This window comes from Oerskovia sp. Root918, assembly GCF_001428945.1.
Classification (GTDB): domain Bacteria; phylum Actinomycetota; class Actinomycetes; order Actinomycetales; family Cellulomonadaceae; genus Oerskovia; species Oerskovia enterophila.
The window spans coordinates 112,278-132,154 of sequence record NZ_LMJG01000018.1 but is presented as its reverse complement, the minus strand read 5'-3'; the positions used below and the strand labels follow the sequence as shown (position 1 = coordinate 132,154).

The following is a 19,877-nucleotide window of genomic DNA, read 5'->3' as shown; positions in this document are numbered from 1 at the left end:
AGGATGGATGTACAACGACCGCTTGCCCTCGTAGATGCAGTCCACCGGACACTCCTCGATGCACGCCTTGTCCTTCACGTCCACACAAGGCTGAGCAATCACGTACGTCACGTCGGAGGTCCTTCCACCTTCTGCACAGGGCACTTCCCCCTAGTATCTCTCAGGAGACGGACATCCCGGCCACCCGCCGACCAAGTGAGCGTGACGACTGCTGTGAACACCCCGCACCGCTTCCCCGCCGTCGACCCCGACTGGGCCGCCTGGCCCGCGGGCACGCGCGTCGTGCTCCGCCGGCGCCTGAGCGCCGCCGAGTCGCGCGCGACGCGCGACGCGGCGAGCGACGAGGCCGCGAAGACCGTGACCGACGTGATCGGGATCGTCCTGTCGACCGTGCCTGGCCGGTCCGTGACGGTCCGCACCGACGCCGGCGGATCGCGCGAGGCGGTCGAGGTGACGATCCCCGCCGACCAGCTCGTCGCGGCCAAGCGCATCCCCCCGAGGCCGCCACGCCGGCTGCCCCGTCAGCCGGTCGACTGAGCCCGGCACCGGGCAGAACCCCGCGCACGGGCCCGTTCCGGCCCTGCCGTCAGGGCCGGCTCCGGCCCTCAGCCCGGGACGACCGCGGCGATCGCGCTCACCTCGATCAGCGCTCCCGGCACCCCGAGCCCCGCGACCCGCGCTGCGGTCACCAGCGGCGGCGCCCCCGAGGTCGCCAGCCGCGGCGCGATCGCGCCGTAGGCCGCACCGAGGTCCGCGTCGGCGACCAGCAGGACCGTCCACTGCACGACGTCGGCGAGCGAGGCCCCCGCTGCCTCGAGCGCGATGCTCACGTTGTCGATCGTCCGGACCGACTGCTCGACGACGTCGTCCGAGACGACCGCGCCCGTGTCGTCGACGCCGTTCTGGCCGCCCACGTAGATGGTCGCGGCGCCCGCAGGGACGATCGCGACATGACTGAACGCCGGGCTCACCACGAGCCCGGCCGGCTGCAACCGTGTGATCTCCATGGCTCCCACGGTTCCACGGACCCCCGACACCGGCAGCGCGAGCGGCACCCGGGCTGGCACGGCGGGTGGCCCGCGAAACCGGGACCAGCTCTCGGCGGCGCAGGGCAACGGCTCCACGGCGGCCCCGTGCCGCCGACGGCCGGGGTCTACCGGTGCAGGCCCACGAGCGAGTCCTGCACCGAGACGACGGCCCAGCCCGCGAGGCAGAGCTCGACGAGCTCCGCGGGACCGTCGGGCTCCGCGAGGTCGACCGTCAGCTGCTCCCCCGACCCACCGCTCGCCGAGGACCCCGAGGACGACCCGCTGAGGCCGCGAGGCTGCCAGGTCGCCCGGACGTCGTCAGCCCGGTCGAAGAACTCCGACGCCGAGGCGTTGGCCTCGAGCGCCGTGGCCAGCGCCTCCAGGTCCCGTGCCGCGAGACGCAGGGCCGGGGCGACCCACCCCGCGTTCTCCGCGAGCATGGCCTCGGTCCGGCGCGGATCGGTCCTGCCCACCCGGGTCCCGTCCCGGAAGCTGCCCGCCGCGAGCGCCAGCGCGACGTCTCGCACCGGGGCTGCCGAGACCAGGTTCAGGAGCTCGATCGCGAACGCGTGCGGGACGTGGCTGACGAGCGCCGCTGCCTCGTCGTGCACCTCGTCCGTCAGGACGTAGGCGCTCCCTCCCGCGGGGCCCGTCACGAGCGCGAGCAGCGTAGCGAGCAGGTCCGCCCGCGTGCGGTCGGTGACCGTGACGGCCCACCGCGCGCCGTCGAGCAGCGACGCCGAGGAAGACCCGAAGCCCGACTGCTCGGTACCCGCCATGGGGTGCGCACCGACGTAGCGCTCCCCCAGCCCGCACGCGTCGAGGACGTCGCGCACCGGCCCCTTGACCGACCCGACGTCCGTGACGAGGGTCGTCGCCGGCACGTGGCGTGCGACCTCGGTGGCCACCGGACGCATGGCCCGCAACGGCACCGCGAGGACCAGGACGTCGGGGGCAGCGCTGCACAGGGCCTCGACGTCCGCCGCCACGAGGATCCCGGCCGTCGCGGCCTCGGCGCGCGTCGCGGCCGAGGAGTCGTACCCTGTGACCTCGATCCCCTGGGCCACGAGCCGCCGGGCCAGGGACCCACCGATGAGCCCCAGGCCCAGGACTGCGACGGTCGGCCGTGTCATGCCCACAGCAGCCCCCGGTCCAGCTCGTCGGCTCCAGCGCCCGCCCCTACCGACCCCACCGGGACGTGGTCGCTCGAGAGCGCCTCGTCGAGCTCGCCACGGGCCGGGAAGACGCCGAGCGTCTTGACCGAGTCCCCCGCGGCCAACAGGCCCTCGAGGACCTTCCGCACCGCCGGTTCCCACGGTGCCGCGTCGGCCGTCAGGACGAACACGTACTTGCCCTCGAGCGCCTTGAGCGGACGCGTGATGAGGCTCGACAGGTTGACCCCGCCCGCCCCGAACGCCTGCGTGATGCGCGCCAGGACCCCTGGTCCTGTCACGAGGGGCGTGAGCGCGAGCATGGTGCGCCACTGTGCGGGTCCCGCGGCCCGCGCCGCCGCGAGCGCGTCGCGCGCACGGTCCCGCCGGACGATCGTGAGGAACCGGGTCCGTGCGCCGTGGAAGTCCTCGACGCCCGCCTCGAGCAGCTCCAGGCCGTAGAGCTCGCCGCAGATGCTCGGGCCCAGCGCCACCTGGTGCACGGTCGCGTCCCGGCAGGCCGACGCGTTGGACGCGGCCGGCACCGGCAGCGCCCCCGAGCGCGTCACGAAGCCCTGGCACTGCGCCAGGCCGTGCGGGTGCGCGGTCACCTCGGTCAGGTCGCCGTGGCCCGGCCGGACGAACGCGTCGAACGTGATCTCCAGGACCACCTCGTCGATCGCGACGACGTCCTCGCTGCCCACGATCGCGTCGAGCGACGGGACGACGTAGCCCTCGACCGAGCTCTCGATCGCGACGATCCCCTGGTCGAAGTCCCCCGAGGCGACCCCCGCGTAGACGTCCGTCACGGCCGGGGCGGGCACCAGCTCGACGGGCGCGCCACCAGGGTGCTCGGCGCGATCCGAGGGGCCGGGCGCTGCAGGACCCGCAGCGTGCTGTCCCTGGGACCGGACCCACTCCACGGCGGCCTGGTGCGTGAACGTGCCCTCCGGCCCGAGGTAGGCGACCCGGCTCACGAGCCCACGTGCTCCGGCGCCCACTGCGGTACCAGGGCGTCCGGACCGGGCAGGAAGTCACGTCCCGGGAGCACCGCGAGGACCCGGTGCGCGACGTCGCGCGCCGCGAGCTCGGTCACGAGCGACGACAGCACCGACGCGTCGGGGCACGAGAACGACGAGAAGAAGATGTGTGGCCCCGCGAGCGACCGATGGCTGCGCAGGTGCTGCATGTCGATCCCGCTCTCCGCGATGACCGACAGCGTCTGCTGGAGCGAGCCCCTGTGGTCGTCGCGCGGTCCGAACGCGAACCACACCTGCGCCTGCCCCTCGACCACGGGCGCCGGGCGCCTGGCCTCGACGAGCCCGTACCAGATCGGGGCACCCGCGCTCAGCTGCTCGCTGCCCGGGATCTCGGCCCACCCGGCGGGGATCTCCGAGCGCTCGACCACGAGGGTCCCGTCCCGGCCCGAGAGAGCGATGCGCTCGTCGAGCGCGGTCCGCGACGGGACCAGGCGGGGGTTCGCGCCCAGGGTCCGCAGGACGTGACGGCAGTCGCGCATGCCGGCCTCGTCGACCACCACGCTGCCCGTGGCCTGCCCGGGCCGACCGACCCATACCCACTGGGCAGGGACCGCGACGGCAGACGTCACGACGAGGGACGGTGACGCGGCCAGGAGCGCCCGCTCGAGGTCGTGCGACGGCTGGGCAGGGTGCCCGATGTGCATGACGGCCGCCAGGTCGTCGATGCTCGCGACCGTCGCCAGGGTCGACGTCGTGGACCCCAGGTCCAGCAGGTCGTCGGCGCCGGTCCCCGCGGGCAGACCGTCCGCGCCGTGCCACTTCGCGATCTGCGCCGCGAGCCGCGCGTGGGCCCCCGACTCGCGTTCACTACGTCCGAGCATCGAGTGTCTCTGCCTTGCCTCGAGGGGTGGCTGCGCGAGCGCAGCGCCGGTCAGCGTCCGCCGAGCAGTCTAGCCGCGGGGGCACGTCCTGGCGGCGAGCGCCGGACCCCGTGAGACGTCACGGATCACGTGCGCCCCCGACCTCACGTGCGGTGACAGGCGCGGTGCGCACCACGACGGAGCGGGCCGCGGCCTGGTGGCCACGACCCGCTCCGAGATGGTGCCTGGCGCCTTGCCGCGCGCCCGACAGGGACCGGCCGACCTCTGGTGCGAGGTCAGCCGGTCAGCACGTCAGGGCGCGCAGACGACCTGGTTGTCCGGCTTGTACGTCCACGTGTTCTTCTCGTCCTTGACGACCTTGCCGTCGAGCAGGACCTTGCGAGGCGTCGTGATCGTGAACCCGGGGTTGCCCTTGGGCTGCGGCACGCAGTCGGCGCCCGAGTGCGTCACCGTGGTCGGCTGGACGACGTTGCGCTTCTCGCCCTCGCTCGTCTGCACCTCGTAGTACTTGGTGCTCCAGATCGCGACGTGCAGCTCTCCGCCCCCGACCCACGACTGCATGAGGACGCCGTAGGGCGTGTCGTTCTTGAACTTCATGTCGATCGAGCCGACGAAGATGGTCGCCTCGCGCCCCGCCGGGTAGCGGGTGAACCAGTAGCTGTGCTGGCGGTGCTCCACGTCGTCGAGGCCCGCGAAGAACCCTGCGTTGTACGTCGTGGTCGCCATCTGCGACAGGCCGCCACCGATACCGTCGACGTGCTTGCCGTCCTGGACGATCCCTGCCGAGAAGTAGCCCCCGGCCTTGGTGATCGGCGACAGCGTCTCCGTCAGAGAGAACGTCTCGCCCGGCAGCACGAGGGTCCCGTTGACCTTGCTCGCACCCACGCGCAGGTTCTCGGTGCGCTGGGCGTCGTTGGTCAGGGGCGTCGAGAACTCGGAGACCTTCTCCTTGACCCCGAGGGCCTCGAGCGCGGCGACCGACTGTGCAGGGTCCGACTCGACGAGCTCGACGGTCGCCGTGCGCTCGGTGCCTGCCCCGGCGGTCGCGACCGCTGCGCTGAGCGCCGCGGGATCGATCGTCGTCCCGGGTGCACCGCCCTCGATCACGGGAGCGCCGTTGACGAAGACGAACTTGGCGTCGGCCGCCTCGTTGAGCAGGTCGTCCGTCCCGTCGACGACCGCCTCGAGGAGCGTGGCCCCGTCGAACGTGAGCTGGAGCGAGCCGTCCGCCGCGTTGAAGGCCGCGGCCTCGGCAAGGACGGCCGGGCTCAGCTCGGCGCGCTGTCCGCCGACCTCGACCGTGACCGGTGCGGAGACCAGCGTCGTGGCCTGTGCGAGCGCCACGTCCGTCTCGGCCTGGGTGATCGCCGGGGCGATCGGGTCGGTCGGCAGCTCGAGCGGCTGCGCGGCCGTGAGCCACGACGACTCGATGATCGTGGTGGCCTCGTCCGTGACGACCTCGGCGCCGTCCTGGGCCGGCGTCGCGGTCGGCTGCCCGTCGGTGAACACGACCGAACCGTCGACCGGCTCGAGGTTGAGGCTCGCCTCGATCTCCGCGACCTGGGCCGCGAGCTTGGTCTTGTCGACCGTGGTGACGGGCAGCTCCTCCTCGCCACCGAAGAGCTGCTTCCACAGCTGGACCGGGCTCATGGAGAAGGACGTCAGCTCGTCGGCCGTCGCCTGAGCGTCGAACACGAGACCCGCGGCTGCGGGGTCGAGCGTCGTGGTCGCCTCGCCGGCCTGGAGCGTGATCGGCTCCTGGGCACGTCCCGAGAGCCCCTTCTCGAGGGCTGCCACGGCAGAGGTCCGGTCGAGACCACCGACCTCGACGCCTGCCACCGTGGTCTCGGGGGGCACCTTGTCCGAGTAGAACCACTGGGCACCCGTGTAGAGGCCACCGAGCACGACGACACCGATACCCGCCCACAGGGCGACCTTGGGCAGTCGGCTCGGCGCCTTGTCACCGGACAGGCCCGCGAGCGGCGAGTCGTCGGCCGGTGGCTCCACGTTCGCAGGGGCCGACGCCCCGACGGGCGTGAACGCCGAGGTGACGGACGTGCGTGCAGGAGCGGACGGTGCGGGGGTCGCTGCAGGGCCCGACGTCGCAGCGCTCGTCCACGCGGACGTCGCCGGAGCGAAGGGTGAGGCGGGCGCCTCGGAGTCCGCGGACGCCTCGACCGGGGTGGCGGGGACCTCGGGGACGTCCTGAACGGGCGCGATCACCTGGGTCGCCTGGACGTCCGGGGCCGGGTCGACGGGCGCGGTCGGCGCCGGGTCGACGGGCGCGGTCGGCGCCGGGTCGACGGGCGCGGTCGGCGCCGGGTCGACGGGCGCGGTCGGCGCCTCGGGCGCAGCGGCGGCGGGCACGGCAGGCGCGACGGGCTCTGCGGGAGCGACGGGCTCTGCGGGAGCGACGGGGGGTGCGGGAGCGACGGGAGGTGCCGGCGCGTCCGCCACGGGCGGCAGGACCTCAGTCGCGGCGCCGGTCGGCGCCTCGGCAGCCACCGCCTCCGTGGCAGCGTCCGACTGATCGAACGCGAAGACCCGCGGCGAGTAGGGGACGTCGTCGTCATCGTCGAACGACGGGCCGCGCGGTGCCGCGGCAGGCGTGGCGGTCGGCTCCGCAACGACAGCCGGCTCGGAAACGACAGCCGGCTCGGCAGCCACAACCGGCTCAGGAGAGGGCGTCACCTCGCCTGCCCCCTTGGGCACGGTGGCCGCGGCACCAGCCGTTGCCGGCTCGGTCGGCGCAGGAGCGGCAGGAACCACGGCCTGGGCGGGAGCCGAGACCTCGGCCTCGGGGGCGGGAACGACCGGCTCGGGCGTCAGGGAATCGGTGGGAACGACCGGCTCGGGCGTCTCACCCGTGGGAGCGCCCGCTGCGGGGACGACCTCCTCGGTGACAGGCGCGGGCTCGGTCGGAGCGACCTGCGGGGACGCCGCGATCGGCTCTGCGTCGGAGACGACCGGCGAAGCATCCGCGACCGTTTCCGCCGTGCCGCCCTCCGCGCCGAGCGTTTCCGCGGGCTGCTCGGCCGGGGGTGCCGTGTCTGCAGCTGATACGCCCTGGTCCTCGACGGCGCTCGGCGCGGGCTGCCCGCTCGACGTCGAGCTCTCGACCGGAGCCGACTCGTGCGCAGGCTCGACGACCTCCGGACCGGAGGCGGTGGTCTCGGCCTCGGGTGTCTCCGCGTCCGACCCGGCCGCGGAGGCCTCGGTCGCCGAAGCGTCGGCCGCACCGGGCACCCCTGCCGGGGCTGCCACGGACTCAGCGACCGGGGCTCCTGACTCCACAGGAGTCGCAGTCCCGTCGCTCAGGCTCGGGTCGGGCGCGTTCTCACGCTCGGTCGGGTGTCCCATCGACTGTCTCCGTGATGATGTGGGTGCGCGGTCGAGCCGCGACGAAAGTGGGGGGATGCGGGAGCCCGCACGGGGGCAATTCTATGCGTCTGTACCGAAGTGTCCGGTGGTTGTCCGGGGTGAAGATCCCGTGGTGATCTGCGGCTGCGACGACTCGTCGCTCGCGCGGGCGACGGCACGCACGGGCCTGTCGCTGAACCAGGACGCCGGCAGGAAGGCGGACACCGCCACGAGCAGCATCCCGCCGTAGACCCACACGAGCCCGACGGTCTGGTTGGGCACGAGCAGGTCACCACCCGGACCGCGCATCGACAGGACCTGGACGGCGACGACCCATCCGATCGCGAAGCCCACGACCCCGGCGTAGCCGGCCCAGGCCCGCGCGAGGGTCCCGGCGGCCAGCACCGCGAGCAGCGCGACGACGACCCCCACGGGAAGGAGGTGGTCGGTCACCACGACTCGGTGCATGACCGTGCCGACGATGCCCACGACGAGGCCCAGGAGCACGCACAGCAGCGCATGCGTCAGGCGACGGGTTCCGGTCTTCTTCACGACGTCCACGCTACTGGTCCTGTCTGATCATTTCCCGTGAACGTGCGAGAGGCTCCCGCAGACTCCGAGGTCACCGTGTAGAACTCGCGTGAAGGAAGGGCAGCGAGGACGTCGTTGCTCAGCGCGTACCAGCCGAGCACCTCCGCGGCACCACCCTGGTCCCCCTCCCCCGTCGGGTCCCCGTCGCCGCTCCCCAGCGCGACCCCGACGTGCTGCACCTGGGTCGCGTGCGCACGCAGGGCGCCGACCACGGCACCGAGCACCGGCCGGACCTCGACCACGACGACCTCCTCGAGACCGGTCTTGGCCACGGGGGGCAGCGGCTCGTCGGGATCCGGCAGCGTGAGCTCCGGGTGCTCGGCGCGCAGCGTGGCGACCCCGGGCAGGACGGCCAGCTCACGACGAGCCGCTCGCGCGACCTCGGCGGGCACCACCGACTGCCACAGCTCGAGGTCGTGACCGGCCGACGGGTCGCCTGCGCGAGCACCGCCCACCCCGACGGCCTCCGGGGCCGACGCTCCGCCGTCGGGCCCCACGGACCCCTCCTCCCGGGCGATCTCGATCGCGCGGACCGTGATCTCGTGCGCCCGCACGTGGTCCGGGTGACCGTAGCCGCCCGACGGCTCGTACGTCACCACGACGCGCGGGCGCCGCTCGCGCAGCACGCGCGCGAGGCGGCGCGCCGCCTCGTCGAGCGGGACCCCGACGAGCGCCCCGTCCGGGAGGTCCGCCTCTGCCGCTGCCCGGGCGATGCCCGGCGCGGCCCACGCCATGCCCGAGTCGCGGAAGGCACGCTCACCGACCCGGGCCGGCGAGGTGCCAGGCTCGCCGGGCTCGACCTGGTCCAGGAACACGTGGTCGGACACGCCCAGGCTCGCCAGCGCGGCGGCCAGCTCGCCCTCACGGTGCGCCGCGAGGGCCGGACCGTCGCCCTCGAGGTGCGCGAGCTCGGCGCCGATCACCTCGCCCTGCTCGCCGCGCGTGCACGTCACGAGCGTCACGGGCTCGCCCGACGCCGCCCAGGTCGCCAGCAGCGCGCCGGTCGCGAGGGTCTCGTCGTCGGGATGGGCGTGCACGGCGAGCAACCCGCCGCGGGGCCGGACCAGCGAGGTCCTCATGCGCTCTCCAGAGGGGCAAGAAGCGCGGAGCCCGCGCCGCCGGTCACGAGGACCGGTGGCACGGGCTGCACGCTCGGGCGGACGGCTGAGCCGGCGCTCAGGACTTCTTCGCGCGGGAGAACGCGCGGGCGCGCTCGGTCTGGTCGAGGATGACCTTGCGGATGCGCACGACCTCGGGGGTGACCTCGACGCACTCGTCCTCGCGGGCGAACTCGAGCGACTCCTCGAGCGTCAGGTGCTTCGGAGGGGTGAGGTTCTCGAACGTGTCGCTCGACGCGGCACGCATGTTCGTGAGCTTCTTCTCCTTGGTGATGTTGACGTCCATGTCCTCGTTGCGCGAGTTCTCGCCGACGATCATGCCCTCGTAGACCTCCTGCGTGGGGTCGACGAAGAAGGAGCCGCGCTCCTGCAGGTTGATCATCGCGAACGGCGTCACCACACCGGAGCGGTCCGCGACGAGCGAACCGTTGACGCGGGTCTCGATGGGGCCGGCCCACGGCTCGTAGCCCTCGGCGATCGAGGACGCGATGCCCGTGCCGCGCGTGTCCGTGAGGAAGCGCGTGCGGAAGCCGATGAGCCCACGAGCCGGGACGACGAACTCCATGCGGACCCAGCCCGTGCCGTGGTTCGACATGGTCTCCATACGGCCCTTGCGCTGCGCGAGGAGCTGCGTGACGTTGCCCAGGTACTCCTCGGGCACGTCGATCGTCATGCGCTCCATGGGCTCGTGGCGCTTGCCGTCGACCTGCTTGGTGACGACCTGCGGCTTGCCGACGGTCAGCTCGAAGCCCTCACGACGCATCTGCTCGACGAGGATGGCGAGCGCGAGCTCCCCACGACCCTGGACCTCCCACGCGTCAGGACGCTCGGTCGGCAGGACGCGCAGCGACACGTTACCGATGAGCTCCTTGTCGAGGCGGTCCTTGACCTGGCGGGCCGTGACCTTGTGGCCCTTGCCGCCCTTGCCCGCGAGCGGGGACGTGTTGATACCGATCGTCATCGAGATCGCCGGGTCGTCGACCGTGATGAGCGGCAGCGGACGCGGGTCGTCGGGGTCCGTGAGGGTCTCACCGATGGTGATCTCCTCGATGCCGGCGACGGCGACGATCTCGCCCGGGCCCGCCGAGTCCGTGGGCACACGGGTGAGCGCCTTGGTCTCGAGGAGCTCGGTGATCTTGACGTTCTGCATGGTCCCGTCAGCACGGGCCCACGCCACGGTCTGGCCCTTGTGGATGGTGCCGTTGAAGATGCGCAGCAGCGCGAGGCGGCCGAGGAACGGCGACGCGTCGAGGTTGGTGACGTGCGCCTGGAGCGGCGCGCCCTCCTCGTACGTGGGGGCCGGGATCTTGTCGAGGATGACCTTGAACAGGGGCTCGAGGTCCTCGCTGTCCGGGACCGAGCCGTCGGCCGGCTGGACCGTCGAGGCGCGCCCGACCTTGGCTGCGGCGTAGACGACGGGCATGTCGAGGATCGCGTCGAGGTCGAGGTCGGGGACCTCGTCCGCGAGGTCGCTCGCGAGACCGAGCAGCAGGTCGGTCGCCTCGGCGACGACCTCCTCGATGCGCGAGTCGGGGCGGTCGGTCTTGTTGACCACGAGGATCACGGGGAGCTTGGCGACGAGCGCCTTGCGCAGCACGAAGCGCGTCTGGGGCAGCGGGCCCTCCGAGGCGTCGACCAGGAGCACGACACCGTCGACCATGGACAGGCCGCGCTCGACCTCACCACCGAAGTCGGCGTGGCCCGGGGTGTCGATCACGTTGATCGTGATGCCCTCCGGGTGCCCGGCCTCGACTGCCGCCGGACCGGCGTAGTGCACGGCGGTGTTCTTCGCGAGGATCGTGATGCCCTTCTCGCGCTCCAGGTCACCGGAGTCCATGGCCCGCTCGTCGACGTGCGCGTGAGCGCCGAAGGCGCCGGACTGGTGCAGCATCGCGTCGACCAGGGTCGTCTTGCCGTGGTCGACGTGGGCGACGATCGCCACGTTGCGCAGGTCAGAGCGCACAGACATACAGAACTCATTTCGGGAGAGGAGCAAGCGACGGAGGTTTCCGCCCCGGAGTTGGTGGCCAGCAGACGGGCGCCGCCCGCGCAGAGCACGCGCGCGCCGTCGTCCGGGCACGGCTATCTTACCGGGTGCAGGCCAGTGCGTGGAGGGGGTGCTCCGTCACACCCCGCTCCCCCGCCCCCAGACGCGAGATGCCCGACGACGGCGCGTGCCGTCGTCGGGCATCTCACCTGCCGATCGGCAGGGCCAGACGGGTGCTACTGGTTCGACGGCGGGATCCGGTCGCTGTCGAGCTGGTCGATCTGACCCACCTGGGCACGGGCCAGCGAGCCCACCTGCGCGGCCTCGTCGTTGTCGATGTCCTTCGCGGCCGCCACGAGCAGCGCGTCGCGCGTCTCACGACGGACCTTCTGCGCAGCAGGGTCCGGGACCGGGACGGCAGCGAGCAGCCGCTGCGTGTACGGGTCGCGCGGCGAGTGGATGATCTGCTCGGTCGAGCCGACCTCCACGAGCTTGCCCTGGTGCATGACCGCGATGTGGTCCGAGAGCATCTCGACCACCGCGAGGTCGTGCGAGATGAACAGGCACGCGAAGCCGTGCTCGCGCTGAAGGTCCTTGAAGAGGTCGAGGACCTTGGCCTGCACCGAGACGTCGAGGGCCGAGGTCGGCTCGTCCGCCACCAGGATCTTCGGCTCGAGCGACAGCGACCGGGCGATACCCACACGCTGGCGCTGACCGCCCGAGAGCTCGTGCGGGTAGCGGTTGCGCATGGCGCGCGGCAGCTCGACCTGGTCGAGGAGACGCTCGACCTCGGCGCTCAGCGCCTTGCCCTTGATGCCCTTGTGGAGCATGAGGGGCTCGCCGATCGACTCACCGATGGGCAGGCGCGGGTTGAGCGAGGAACCCGGGTCCTGGAACACGATCCCGACGTCCTTGCGCAGCGGACGCAGCTGCTTGGGCGAGACGCCGACCATGTTGGTGCCGGCGACCTTGAGCTCACCAGCGGTGACCGGCAGGAGACCGACCACGGCACGACCGATGGTCGTCTTGCCCGAGCCCGACTCCCCGACGAGACCCATGACCTCGCCGCGACGCAGCGAGAACGAGACCTGGTCGACCGCACGGAAGACCGGCTGACGCCGACGTCCCGGGTACTCGATGATCATGTCCTTGGCCTCGAGGACCACGTCACGGTCGACGACCGCCGCCGGAGCGACCCGGTCCCTGACCTCCGCGGCCGGCTTGCTCGTCCCGAGGTGGGGCACCGCGTCGAGCAGTCGCTGGGTGTACGGGTGCTTCGGCGCCCCGAAGACCTCGGCCGAGGTCCCGCGCTCGACGACGTGACCGTCCTTCATCACCATGATCGTGTCGGCCATGTCGGCCACGACGCCCATGTCGTGCGTGATGAGGATGATGGCGGCGTCGACACGATGACGCAGGTCGCGCAGGAGCTTGAGGATCTCCGCCTGGACGGTCACGTCGAGTGCCGTCGTCGGCTCGTCGGCGACCAGGAGCTTGGGGTCGCAGGCGAGGGCCTGGGCGATCATCGCGCGCTGGCGCTGACCGCCCGAGAGCTGGTGCGGGTAGGCGTCGAAACGACGCTCCGGCTCAGGGATCTCGACGAGGCGCAACAGCTCGATCGCGCGCTTCTTCGCGTCGGACGGACCGACGTTGAAGTGCGTCCGGAGCGTCTCGACGATCTGGAACCCCACCGTGTAGACGGGGTTGAGCGCCGTCATGGGCTCCTGGAAGATCATCGAGATGTCCCGGCCGCGCACGTGGCGCAGCGAACCGTGGGACATCCCGATCAGCTCACGCTCACCGAGCTTGGCGCTCCCGCGAGCACGACCGTTGGGCGGCAGGAGACCGAGCAGGGCGAGCGACGACTGGGACTTGCCCGAGCCGGACTCGCCCACGATCGCCAGCACCTCACCGGCGTAGAGGTTGTAGCTGATGTCCGCTGCTGCCGGGTACCAGGCGCCGTCGACGAAGAAGTCGACGCCGAGGCCCTTGACGGACAGGACAGGGGCTCCGGTCGCAGTGAACTGCGTCTCGGAGGACGTGTCGATGGCCACGATGATCAGTGTCCTTCCTGCTGGAGGGAGTGCCGGCGCTCGTGACGCCGCAACTCTGGGAACATGGGCACATGGGTCCCACGAAGGTCTTCTGCTCGATGTACGGACGCGTCCTGACGACCGCGACGGCGGTGATCGCCGTCCTGGCGACCGTCGTCCAGGTCGGTCAGGACCTGGGCGCCGCGCTGGCGACCCTGGCGGTGGGCGCCCTGGTCACGTGCCTCGTGTGGATGCTGTTCTGGCGTCCGCGCGTCGAGGTGTCGGACGGTGGGATCGAGGTCCGCAACGTGGTGCGCTCGGTGCACGTCCCGTGGCCCGCGTACACAGGTGTACGCACCCAGTGGTCGCTCGAGGTGGACTACGCGGGCGGCAAGGTCACCGCGTGGGCCGCGCCGCGCTCGAGCAGCAGCGGCCAGTGGCTGCGCAACTGGCGTCGCCGCCCCACCGACCCGGGAAGCACCCGGGTGGGCGGGGCCAGCGCCGAGGTCGTCGCTGCCGCGATCGTCGAGCGGCACGAAGCGCTGACCGCGGCCGGCTACCTGTCCGCGCCCCGCACCGACGCCCCCGAGGCGCGCTCGACCTGGAACGTGGTCGAGCTCGCCGCGCTGGGCAGCCTGGCGGTCGTGGCCGTGGTTCTCACGGTCACCACCTGACAGGCTGCCCGGCGCCGGGATCACGACGCTCCCGGCTCGGGGAGCGCGTCACCGGTCGTGGACGGCTTGGGTCGCTCGACGCGCTCGGCGCGCGCCATCTTCCGCTCGGACGGGATGTTCTTCTGGCGCGGGTCGAACGCGTCGCGCAGACCGTCACCGATGAAGTTCACGCACAGCGCGATCCCGACGATGAAGGCACCCGGCCACCAGAACAGCCACGGCCGGGAGGCGAACGCCTCCTGGTAGTCGCTGATCAGGAGGCCCAGCGAGACGGCCGGTCGCTGGATACCGACGCCGAGGTAGCTCAACGACGTCTCCAGGAGGATGGCCGAGCTCAGCAGCAGCGTCGTGTTGACGATGATCACGCCCACGGCGTTCGGCAGGATGTGCTTGAAGATGATCCGACCGCTGCTTGCCCCGGCGACCCGTGCGGCGTCGACGAACTCACGCTCACGCAGGGAGAGGAACTCGCCTCGCACCAGTCGGGCGAGCGGCGGCCACAGGATCAGGCCGAGGAACGCCCCGAAGACGATCGCGTTGTTCCCGCCCGAGAGCATGCCCAGCACCGCACCGATGACGATGACCGGCATGGTGATGATCAGGTCGGTGAAGCGCATGAGGAACGAGTCGGTGCGCCCGCGGTAATAGCCCGAGAGTGCGCCGACCACGATGCCCGCCACGAGCGCGATCAGGCCGACGGTCGTCATGATGACCAGCGAGGTCTGCGTCCCGCGCATGACGCGGGCGAAAATGTCGCGACCGGCCTCGTCCTGGCCGAACCAGTGGACGGAGTTCGGAGCGCCGCCGTTGAGCACGGCACCGGTCTCGTTGGGCGTGAAGCGCCACCATCCCGTCCAGCCGCCGACACCGATCGAGGTGATGGCCAGGACGATGATGGCGATGAGTGCCACGAGCGCGACGACCGCGCCCTTGTGGTGGAAGAACCTCCTGCGGACGATCTGCCCCTGCGAGAGGCCCTCGACGTCCTTCAGCTCGATCTGGTTCTCCACGTTCATGCTCGACGCGCTGTCTTGGGGAGAAGTCTGGTTGCTCATGCGTTCACCCGGATCCGCGGGTCGAGGGCTGCGTAGATGAGGTCAGCCACGATGTTGGCAATGATGGCGAGGGCCGCGACGATGACGAGGTACGCCATGACGACGTCGATCTCGCCGCCGTCCAGGCCCCGGAGGAACAGGGTTCCCATTCCTGGCCGGGCGAAGACCTTCTCGGTGATGATCGCTCCACCGAGCAGGGTGATGACGTCGATCGGGACGATCGTGGCGAGCGGGATCAGCGTGTTGCGGAAACCGTGGCGCATGACGACCTCACGCTCCGGCAGGCCCTTGGCGCGCGCCGTGCGGATGTAGTCCTGGCTCATCACCTCGAGCATGCTCGACCGCGAGTAGCGGGTGTATCCGGCGAACTGGATGAGGACGAGGGCCAGCGTCGGGAGCAGCAGGTGGGTGTACGTGTCGAGCGTCTGCACCCAGAAGTTGCCGCCGAGGTTCGGCGTGCTCGAGCCGATCGTGGCGATCGGTCGCCCGTTGATCGCCGGGGCCGCCATGTACGCGGGCCACACCGACATGACCTTGTCGGCGAAGATCATGCCCGCGACGAGGAATGCCGTGATGCCGGCTGCGCGAGCGGAGATGCCCTTGTCGGGACCGCCCCACAGGAAGCCGACGGCGATGCCCACCACGACGGCCAGCACAGCGAGGCCGAGCACGATCCACCAGTTGAACGCGACCGAACGGAAGAAGCTCTGCAACGGGTAGTAGAGCGCGAGGCCGAGCACGACCGTCGTCAACGAGGCGCCCAGCGCGCGGCGGTTCTTGAGCCCGGACGTCAGTGCGGTGATCGCGAACGCGAGGGCGGTGCCCGTCACGAGGATGATCAGCGGACCGAGGTTCGGCTTGAGCCACCAGTTCGAGAGCTGGAGATACAGCATGGCACCGGCGGTCGCGACGAAGGCGATGCCGAACGTCATGGCACGGCGTCTTGCGTTCCCTCCGACCGCGAGCATCCACAGCAGGCCCATCAGAGCCCCCGCGACCCCGATCACGACCGGCGAGTTCGACGGGTCCTTGAGGAAGTCGTTGAAGCCGATGGCTCCCCACTGCTTCAGCAGGACCGCGACCCAGAACGCCGGGAGCGAGTAGAGGACGAACGACACGAAGATCGTGAGGTAGTCGAAGGTGCTGTACTGGCGCAGCGCGCTGACGATCCCGACCATGACACCGAAGATGATGGCGAGGACGGTCGCGGCGGCCACGAGCTGGATCGTGGAGAGCACCGCTCCGTGCAGCAGGTTCGACACCGACTGGCCGCTGCGCCAGCCGACACCGAGGTCGCCCGTCACGAAGTCACCGAGCCACTTGAAGTAGCGGATGATCACGGGCGTGTCGAGATCGAGGAGCTCACGCCTCTCGGCGATGAGCTGCGCCTTGTTGGCCGCGGTGCTCTGTTCGAGATCCTCGAAGGGCCTGATCGAGGCGCTCACGAGGAGATACATGGCGAACGTCGACACGAGCAAGGTTCCCAACCCTGCAAGGAGGCGTCGCGAGATGAACGAAAACATTGGAGGGCATACCTCGCTGAAACTAGGGACCCAGGTTAGGGGCCGGGCAAGTCTACGCGCGGGTTGCGCGCGCAAGGACATCAGCCGGCGCGAGGCGTGGGTCGTGTGGACTCGTTTCGCGCCAACCGCCAGCGAGGACATCGGTACGCGAACGTACCGATGTCCTCGCAAGGTTTGACGCGTCGAACACCGGTCGACGCCGGGGGTTTCCCGGCGTCGACCCAGGTCAGGTACCTGTCTTCAGGTGCTCAGGACGAGAGTCCTAGGCGCCGAGCTCCCAGTTCCAGAAGCCGTAGAAGATCGTCGGGCTGATGGTGATCGCGTCGACGCCCTTCAGGTTCTCGTCCCAGCCCTGGATGGCGGGGAACTGGAAGATCGTGGTGCCGAAGGCGTCGGCCCACAGGTTCTTCTCGACCTCGAGCTGCAGTGCGAACTGCTCGTCGGGCTCGGTCGCGACCTGGAGCTGGTCGAGCGCGGCGTCGACGGCCGGGTTGCTGTACTTGCCGTAGTTGTTCAGACCCGGCTCCGGCGCCCAGCGGAAGTTCGCGTCGGACTCGGTGACGGCGGTCGAGGTCGACTGCCAGCCGAACAGCGAGGCGTCGTACTGGTCCTGACCGGTGCCGAGCAGGGTGCCCCACTCAGCGGCCGGGCGGCCCGTGTCGACGATCTCGAAGCCGGCCTGCGAGGCGGTGTCCGTGATGAGCGCGAGCTCGTTGACGCGACGCGCGTTCTCGTTGTTGTACGCGAAGCGGACCTTGACCGGGGTGGTCACGCCGGCCTCGGCCAGAAGCGCCTTGGCTGCCTCGATGTCTGCGTCCGGCTTGAAGTAGTCCGAACCGTTCTCGGCGACCATCTTGTCGTAGTTGGGCGAGCCCGGGATGAGGATCTGCGAGTTGCGGACCTCGGCGTCGGGGTTCAGCGGGACGATCAGGTTGTCGACGATCGTCTGGCGCGGGATGGAGAGGAGGAAGGCCTGGCGGACCTTCTTGGCCTTCTCGGCGTCGCCGCCGTACGCCGCGGGGTCGAACGGACCACCGTTCTGGAAGACCAGGTCGACGTGCTCGAACGTGCCCTCGACGCTGTTGTTGGTCTCGATGCCGGGCAGGGCCTCGAGGGCGCTGCGCACGTCTGCCGAGGCCTGCGGGCCGATGAGGTCGACCTCACCGTTCTGGAGCGCCTGGACCTGGGCCATCGGGTCGTCGATGTAACGGACCGTGATGGTCTCGACCGAGGCCTTGTTCTTGCCCTTGAAGTCGGGGTTCGCCTTGAGCGTCAGGTACTGGTTCTCGACGTACTCGTCGAGGAGGTACGCACCGTTCGAGAGGGTCAGCGCCTTGTCCTCGGGCATCGAGGTGAACTCGAAGCCCTTGTTCCAGAAGGTCGCGATCGGCGAGAGCTGAGCGACGTCGCCGTTCACGATGGCGTCGCGCAGGGCGTCCTTGGCCTTCTGAGCGTCCTCGATGCCGAGCGCCTTCTGGCCGACCACGTGCGCCGGGACGAACTGGTTGGTGAAGTTCAGGGCCCAGTCACCGAACGGCTTGTCGTACACGAAGGTGATCGACTTGCCGTCTTCGCTGATCTCCGGGATCGCGCTGATGAGCGAAGAGCCGGGGGTCGTGCCGTCGAAGTAGACGCCCGCGTCCAGGGCAGCCTGGTTGGAGACGTTGCCCTCTTCGTCGTACTCCGCCTCGACGTTGTTGTACTTGGCCGAGGTGGCGACCCACTGGAGCAGGATGTCCGTCGCGTCGAACGCGGTGCCGTCGGACCACTTGGTGTCGTCCGCGACCGTGTACTTGACCGTCAGCGGGTCGTCGGAGACCTTCTCGTACGTGCCGAACGAGGAGTCCTCGACCAGGTCGAGGTTCTCGTCGTAGTAGTTGAAGCCCGAGTTCAGCATGTAGCCGATGACGGCGTTCTGCGTCGCGTTGCCGTTCGTCGAGCTGAGGTTGAGCTCGTTGAGCGGTGCTTCCCAGGCCACGGTGACCGCGGACTCCTGGTTGATGCCTGCGTCGTCAGTGCTCGCGTCGTCGGAAGTGCCGCCGCATGCGGTCAGCACCAACGCGACCGAGGCCACGGCCGCGGTAACGGCACTTGTGCGCCTGATGTTCAATGTTCCTCCTCAAGGGGATGGCGACTCCCTTGCCCCGAAGGAACGCGCGGGGTGACCCGCAGGGCGTCCCTCGGCGGCGTCGTCAGGGAAGCCCACCATGGTTTGGGGCAACGGTACCGACCAAGATGGGCGACTTCACCCGGTTGCGCCTTTCGGGCAGCCGATCGTTACCGAGTTGATACTGGCCGGTACGGTCCTGTTTCCATCGTGATACCGGGAGAAACCGGTACGTAACACCCTGGACACGAAGAACGGGCACCTGCCGCGTCTCACGATACGGCGGCACGCGTCCCACGGACGGGCAGTGTGACCGGTCTCTCGGAGACCTCGGTCACGCTCCGCACCAGCGGCCCACGAGAGGCAGGAGCTCGTCGCCATAGGCTCCTCGTCGTGACCATGCCCCCTCCGGCGACAGCCGCCCTCCCCGCCCGGACGCTGCGCACCGCCTCGATCATCGTCCTCGCCTTCGCGGCCGTGCTCCTGCTGTTCGGCCTGAGCATGCTCAGGGCCGCGCTCGGACCGGGCCTGGAGGCCAGAGAGCTCGTCGCGTCGGGGCAGTCGGGGACCGTGACCGATGCCCGCGTGCACTCCTGGTCCGCGGACCAGCAGATGCACAGCTCGCTGGAGCTCACGTTCACCGGCACCGACGGAGAGCGGCTCGTCGCCGAGACCGACCACCGGCCGGAGTACGTCCGCGGTCGGTCCGTCACCGGGTGGGCCGACGAGTTCCAGGGGAAGGACCAGCTCATCGGCCGGCCTGTCACGTACCTGCTCGGCGACCCGCCGACCGTCGAGCTCACGAGCGAGCTGCCGGCCCTCGCGTCCGGCGGGTGGGGCTTCCCGCACTTCCTGGGACTGGCGTTCGTCGTGATCGGCTGCGGCGCCGCCGTGGGCGGGCTGATCAGCCTGCGCCGTGCCCGGCGGCGGATGGCGCTCGAACTGTCCTGAGCTCGCCGCGCACGAGGAGGCAGACCAGGTACCGGTCGGGCCGGACGCATCGAACGGGCTAGAGAACCTTCTTGACCACGCTCGACTTCAGCTGCATCTGCCCGAAGCCCGGCACCTTCGCGTCGATGTCGTGGTCACCCACGCCGTCGGAGATCAGCCGGATGCCGCGCACCTTGGTGCCGACCTTGACGACCCCGCCGCCCGCGCCCTTGACCTTGAGGTCCTTGGCGATCGTGACGTCGTCGCCGTCCTCCAGCGGATTGCCGACGGCATCCTTCACGACACGTGCGTCTGGCGCGTCGGCGTCGTCGGTCTCCTCGACGCTGCTGGGCGCCCACTCGTGGCCGCACATCGGGCACACCAGCAGCGCGCCGGACTCGTACGAGTAGTCGCTCGCGCACGAGGGGCACGGGGGCAGCTGATCAGACATTGGACCTC

General features: G+C 70.6%; 16 protein-coding genes and 1 pseudogene. 3 read left to right on the top strand and 14 right to left on the bottom strand.

The features are described from left to right. Positions 1–111 (bottom strand): annotated as a pseudogene (locus ASE27_RS19555) (ferredoxin); the annotation flags it as partial. 90 nt (positions 112–201) lie between these two features. On the opposite strand from ASE27_RS19555, the gene ASE27_RS21060 reads away from it, so the two are divergent. Continuing rightward, a complete protein-coding gene (locus ASE27_RS21060; RefSeq protein WP_235534610.1) occupies positions 202–537 on the top strand; it encodes a hypothetical protein in 336 nt (111 codons plus the stop codon). Between the two features lie 68 nt (positions 538–605). Here the strand turns inward: ASE27_RS21060 and ASE27_RS19545 are convergent, their stop codons facing one another. From ASE27_RS19545 to ASE27_RS19505, 9 genes are all read right to left on the bottom strand, one after another. Continuing rightward, entirely contained in the window at positions 606–1,007 is a 402-nt protein-coding gene (locus ASE27_RS19545) for a RidA family protein (RefSeq protein WP_056654580.1), read from the bottom strand. A 146-nt stretch (positions 1,008–1,153) separates the two neighbouring features. Then, positions 1,154–2,161 carry a prephenate dehydrogenase/arogenate dehydrogenase family protein gene (locus ASE27_RS19540; protein ID WP_056654604.1) on the bottom strand — a complete coding sequence of 336 codons (1,008 nt, stop codon included), beginning with the start codon at positions 2,159–2,161 and terminating at the stop codon, positions 1,154–1,156. Continuing rightward, positions 2,158–3,156, bottom strand: a complete 999-nt coding sequence (locus tag ASE27_RS19535) for a prephenate dehydratase domain-containing protein (RefSeq protein ID WP_082609181.1) — start codon at positions 3,154–3,156, stop codon at positions 2,158–2,160. The genes ASE27_RS19540 and ASE27_RS19535 overlap by 4 nt, the downstream gene beginning before the upstream one ends. After that, positions 3,153–4,040, bottom strand: coding sequence for a hypothetical protein (locus ASE27_RS19530; protein ID WP_056654578.1), 888 nt, complete (start codon positions 4,038–4,040; stop codon positions 3,153–3,155). Before ASE27_RS19530 ends, ASE27_RS19535 begins: the two co-directional genes overlap by 4 nt. A 291-nt stretch (positions 4,041–4,331) precedes the next feature. Next, positions 4,332–7,400, bottom strand: a complete 3,069-nt coding sequence (locus ASE27_RS19525; RefSeq protein ID WP_157257732.1) for a VanW family protein — start codon at positions 7,398–7,400, stop codon at positions 4,332–4,334. A gap of 81 nt (positions 7,401–7,481) precedes the next feature. Then, the gene (locus tag ASE27_RS19520) at positions 7,482–7,952 is read right to left on the bottom strand and encodes a DUF6113 family protein (RefSeq protein WP_200955991.1); all 471 of its coding nucleotides are present in this window, start codon (positions 7,950–7,952) and stop codon (positions 7,482–7,484) included. Then, a complete protein-coding gene (locus ASE27_RS19515; protein ID WP_056654577.1) occupies positions 7,949–9,070 on the bottom strand; it encodes a PIG-L family deacetylase in 1,122 nt (373 codons plus the stop codon). Before ASE27_RS19515 ends, ASE27_RS19520 begins: the two co-directional genes overlap by 4 nt. A 97-nt stretch (positions 9,071–9,167) precedes the next feature. After that, positions 9,168–11,078, bottom strand: a complete 1,911-nt coding sequence (gene typA, locus ASE27_RS19510; protein ID WP_056654576.1) for a translational GTPase TypA — start codon at positions 11,076–11,078, stop codon at positions 9,168–9,170. A 254-nt stretch (positions 11,079–11,332) separates the two neighbouring features. Beyond that, on the bottom strand, positions 11,333–13,150 hold the full coding sequence (locus ASE27_RS19505; RefSeq protein ID WP_056654575.1) for an ABC transporter ATP-binding protein: 1,818 nt from the start codon (positions 13,148–13,150) through the stop codon (positions 11,333–11,335). Between the two features lie 71 nt (positions 13,151–13,221). On the opposite strand from ASE27_RS19505, the gene ASE27_RS19500 reads away from it, so the two are divergent. Further along, the gene (locus ASE27_RS19500; protein ID WP_056654574.1) at positions 13,222–13,803 is read left to right on the top strand and encodes a PH domain-containing protein; all 582 of its coding nucleotides are present in this window, start codon (positions 13,222–13,224) and stop codon (positions 13,801–13,803) included. 20 nt (positions 13,804–13,823) lie between these two features. Here the strand turns inward: ASE27_RS19500 and ASE27_RS19495 are convergent, their stop codons facing one another. The 3 genes from ASE27_RS19495 to ASE27_RS19485 form a co-directional block, all read right to left on the bottom strand. Then, positions 13,824–14,858 (bottom strand): ABC transporter permease, encoded by a 1,035-nt coding sequence (locus ASE27_RS19495; protein WP_056654573.1) that lies wholly within the window; start codon positions 14,856–14,858, stop codon positions 13,824–13,826. Beyond that, positions 14,855–16,330 carry an ABC transporter permease subunit gene (locus ASE27_RS19490; protein WP_369800652.1) on the bottom strand — a complete coding sequence of 492 codons (1,476 nt, stop codon included), beginning with the start codon at positions 16,328–16,330 and terminating at the stop codon, positions 14,855–14,857. Before ASE27_RS19490 ends, ASE27_RS19495 begins: the two co-directional genes overlap by 4 nt. 313 nt (positions 16,331–16,643) lie before the next feature. Beyond that, positions 16,644–18,437, bottom strand: a complete 1,794-nt coding sequence (locus ASE27_RS19485) for an ABC transporter family substrate-binding protein (protein ID WP_235534607.1) — start codon at positions 18,435–18,437, stop codon at positions 16,644–16,646. Positions 18,438–18,881: 444 nt separating this feature from the next. On the opposite strand from ASE27_RS19485, the gene ASE27_RS19480 reads away from it, so the two are divergent. Beyond that, positions 18,882–19,439, top strand: coding sequence for a hypothetical protein (locus ASE27_RS19480; RefSeq protein WP_157257730.1), 558 nt, complete (start codon positions 18,882–18,884; stop codon positions 19,437–19,439). Positions 19,440–19,497: 58 nt separating this feature from the next. Here the strand turns inward: ASE27_RS19480 and ASE27_RS19475 are convergent, their stop codons facing one another. After that, a complete protein-coding gene (locus ASE27_RS19475; protein ID WP_056654567.1) occupies positions 19,498–19,869 on the bottom strand; it encodes a zinc ribbon domain-containing protein YjdM in 372 nt (123 codons plus the stop codon). Between the last annotated feature and the right edge of the window lie 8 nt (positions 19,870–19,877).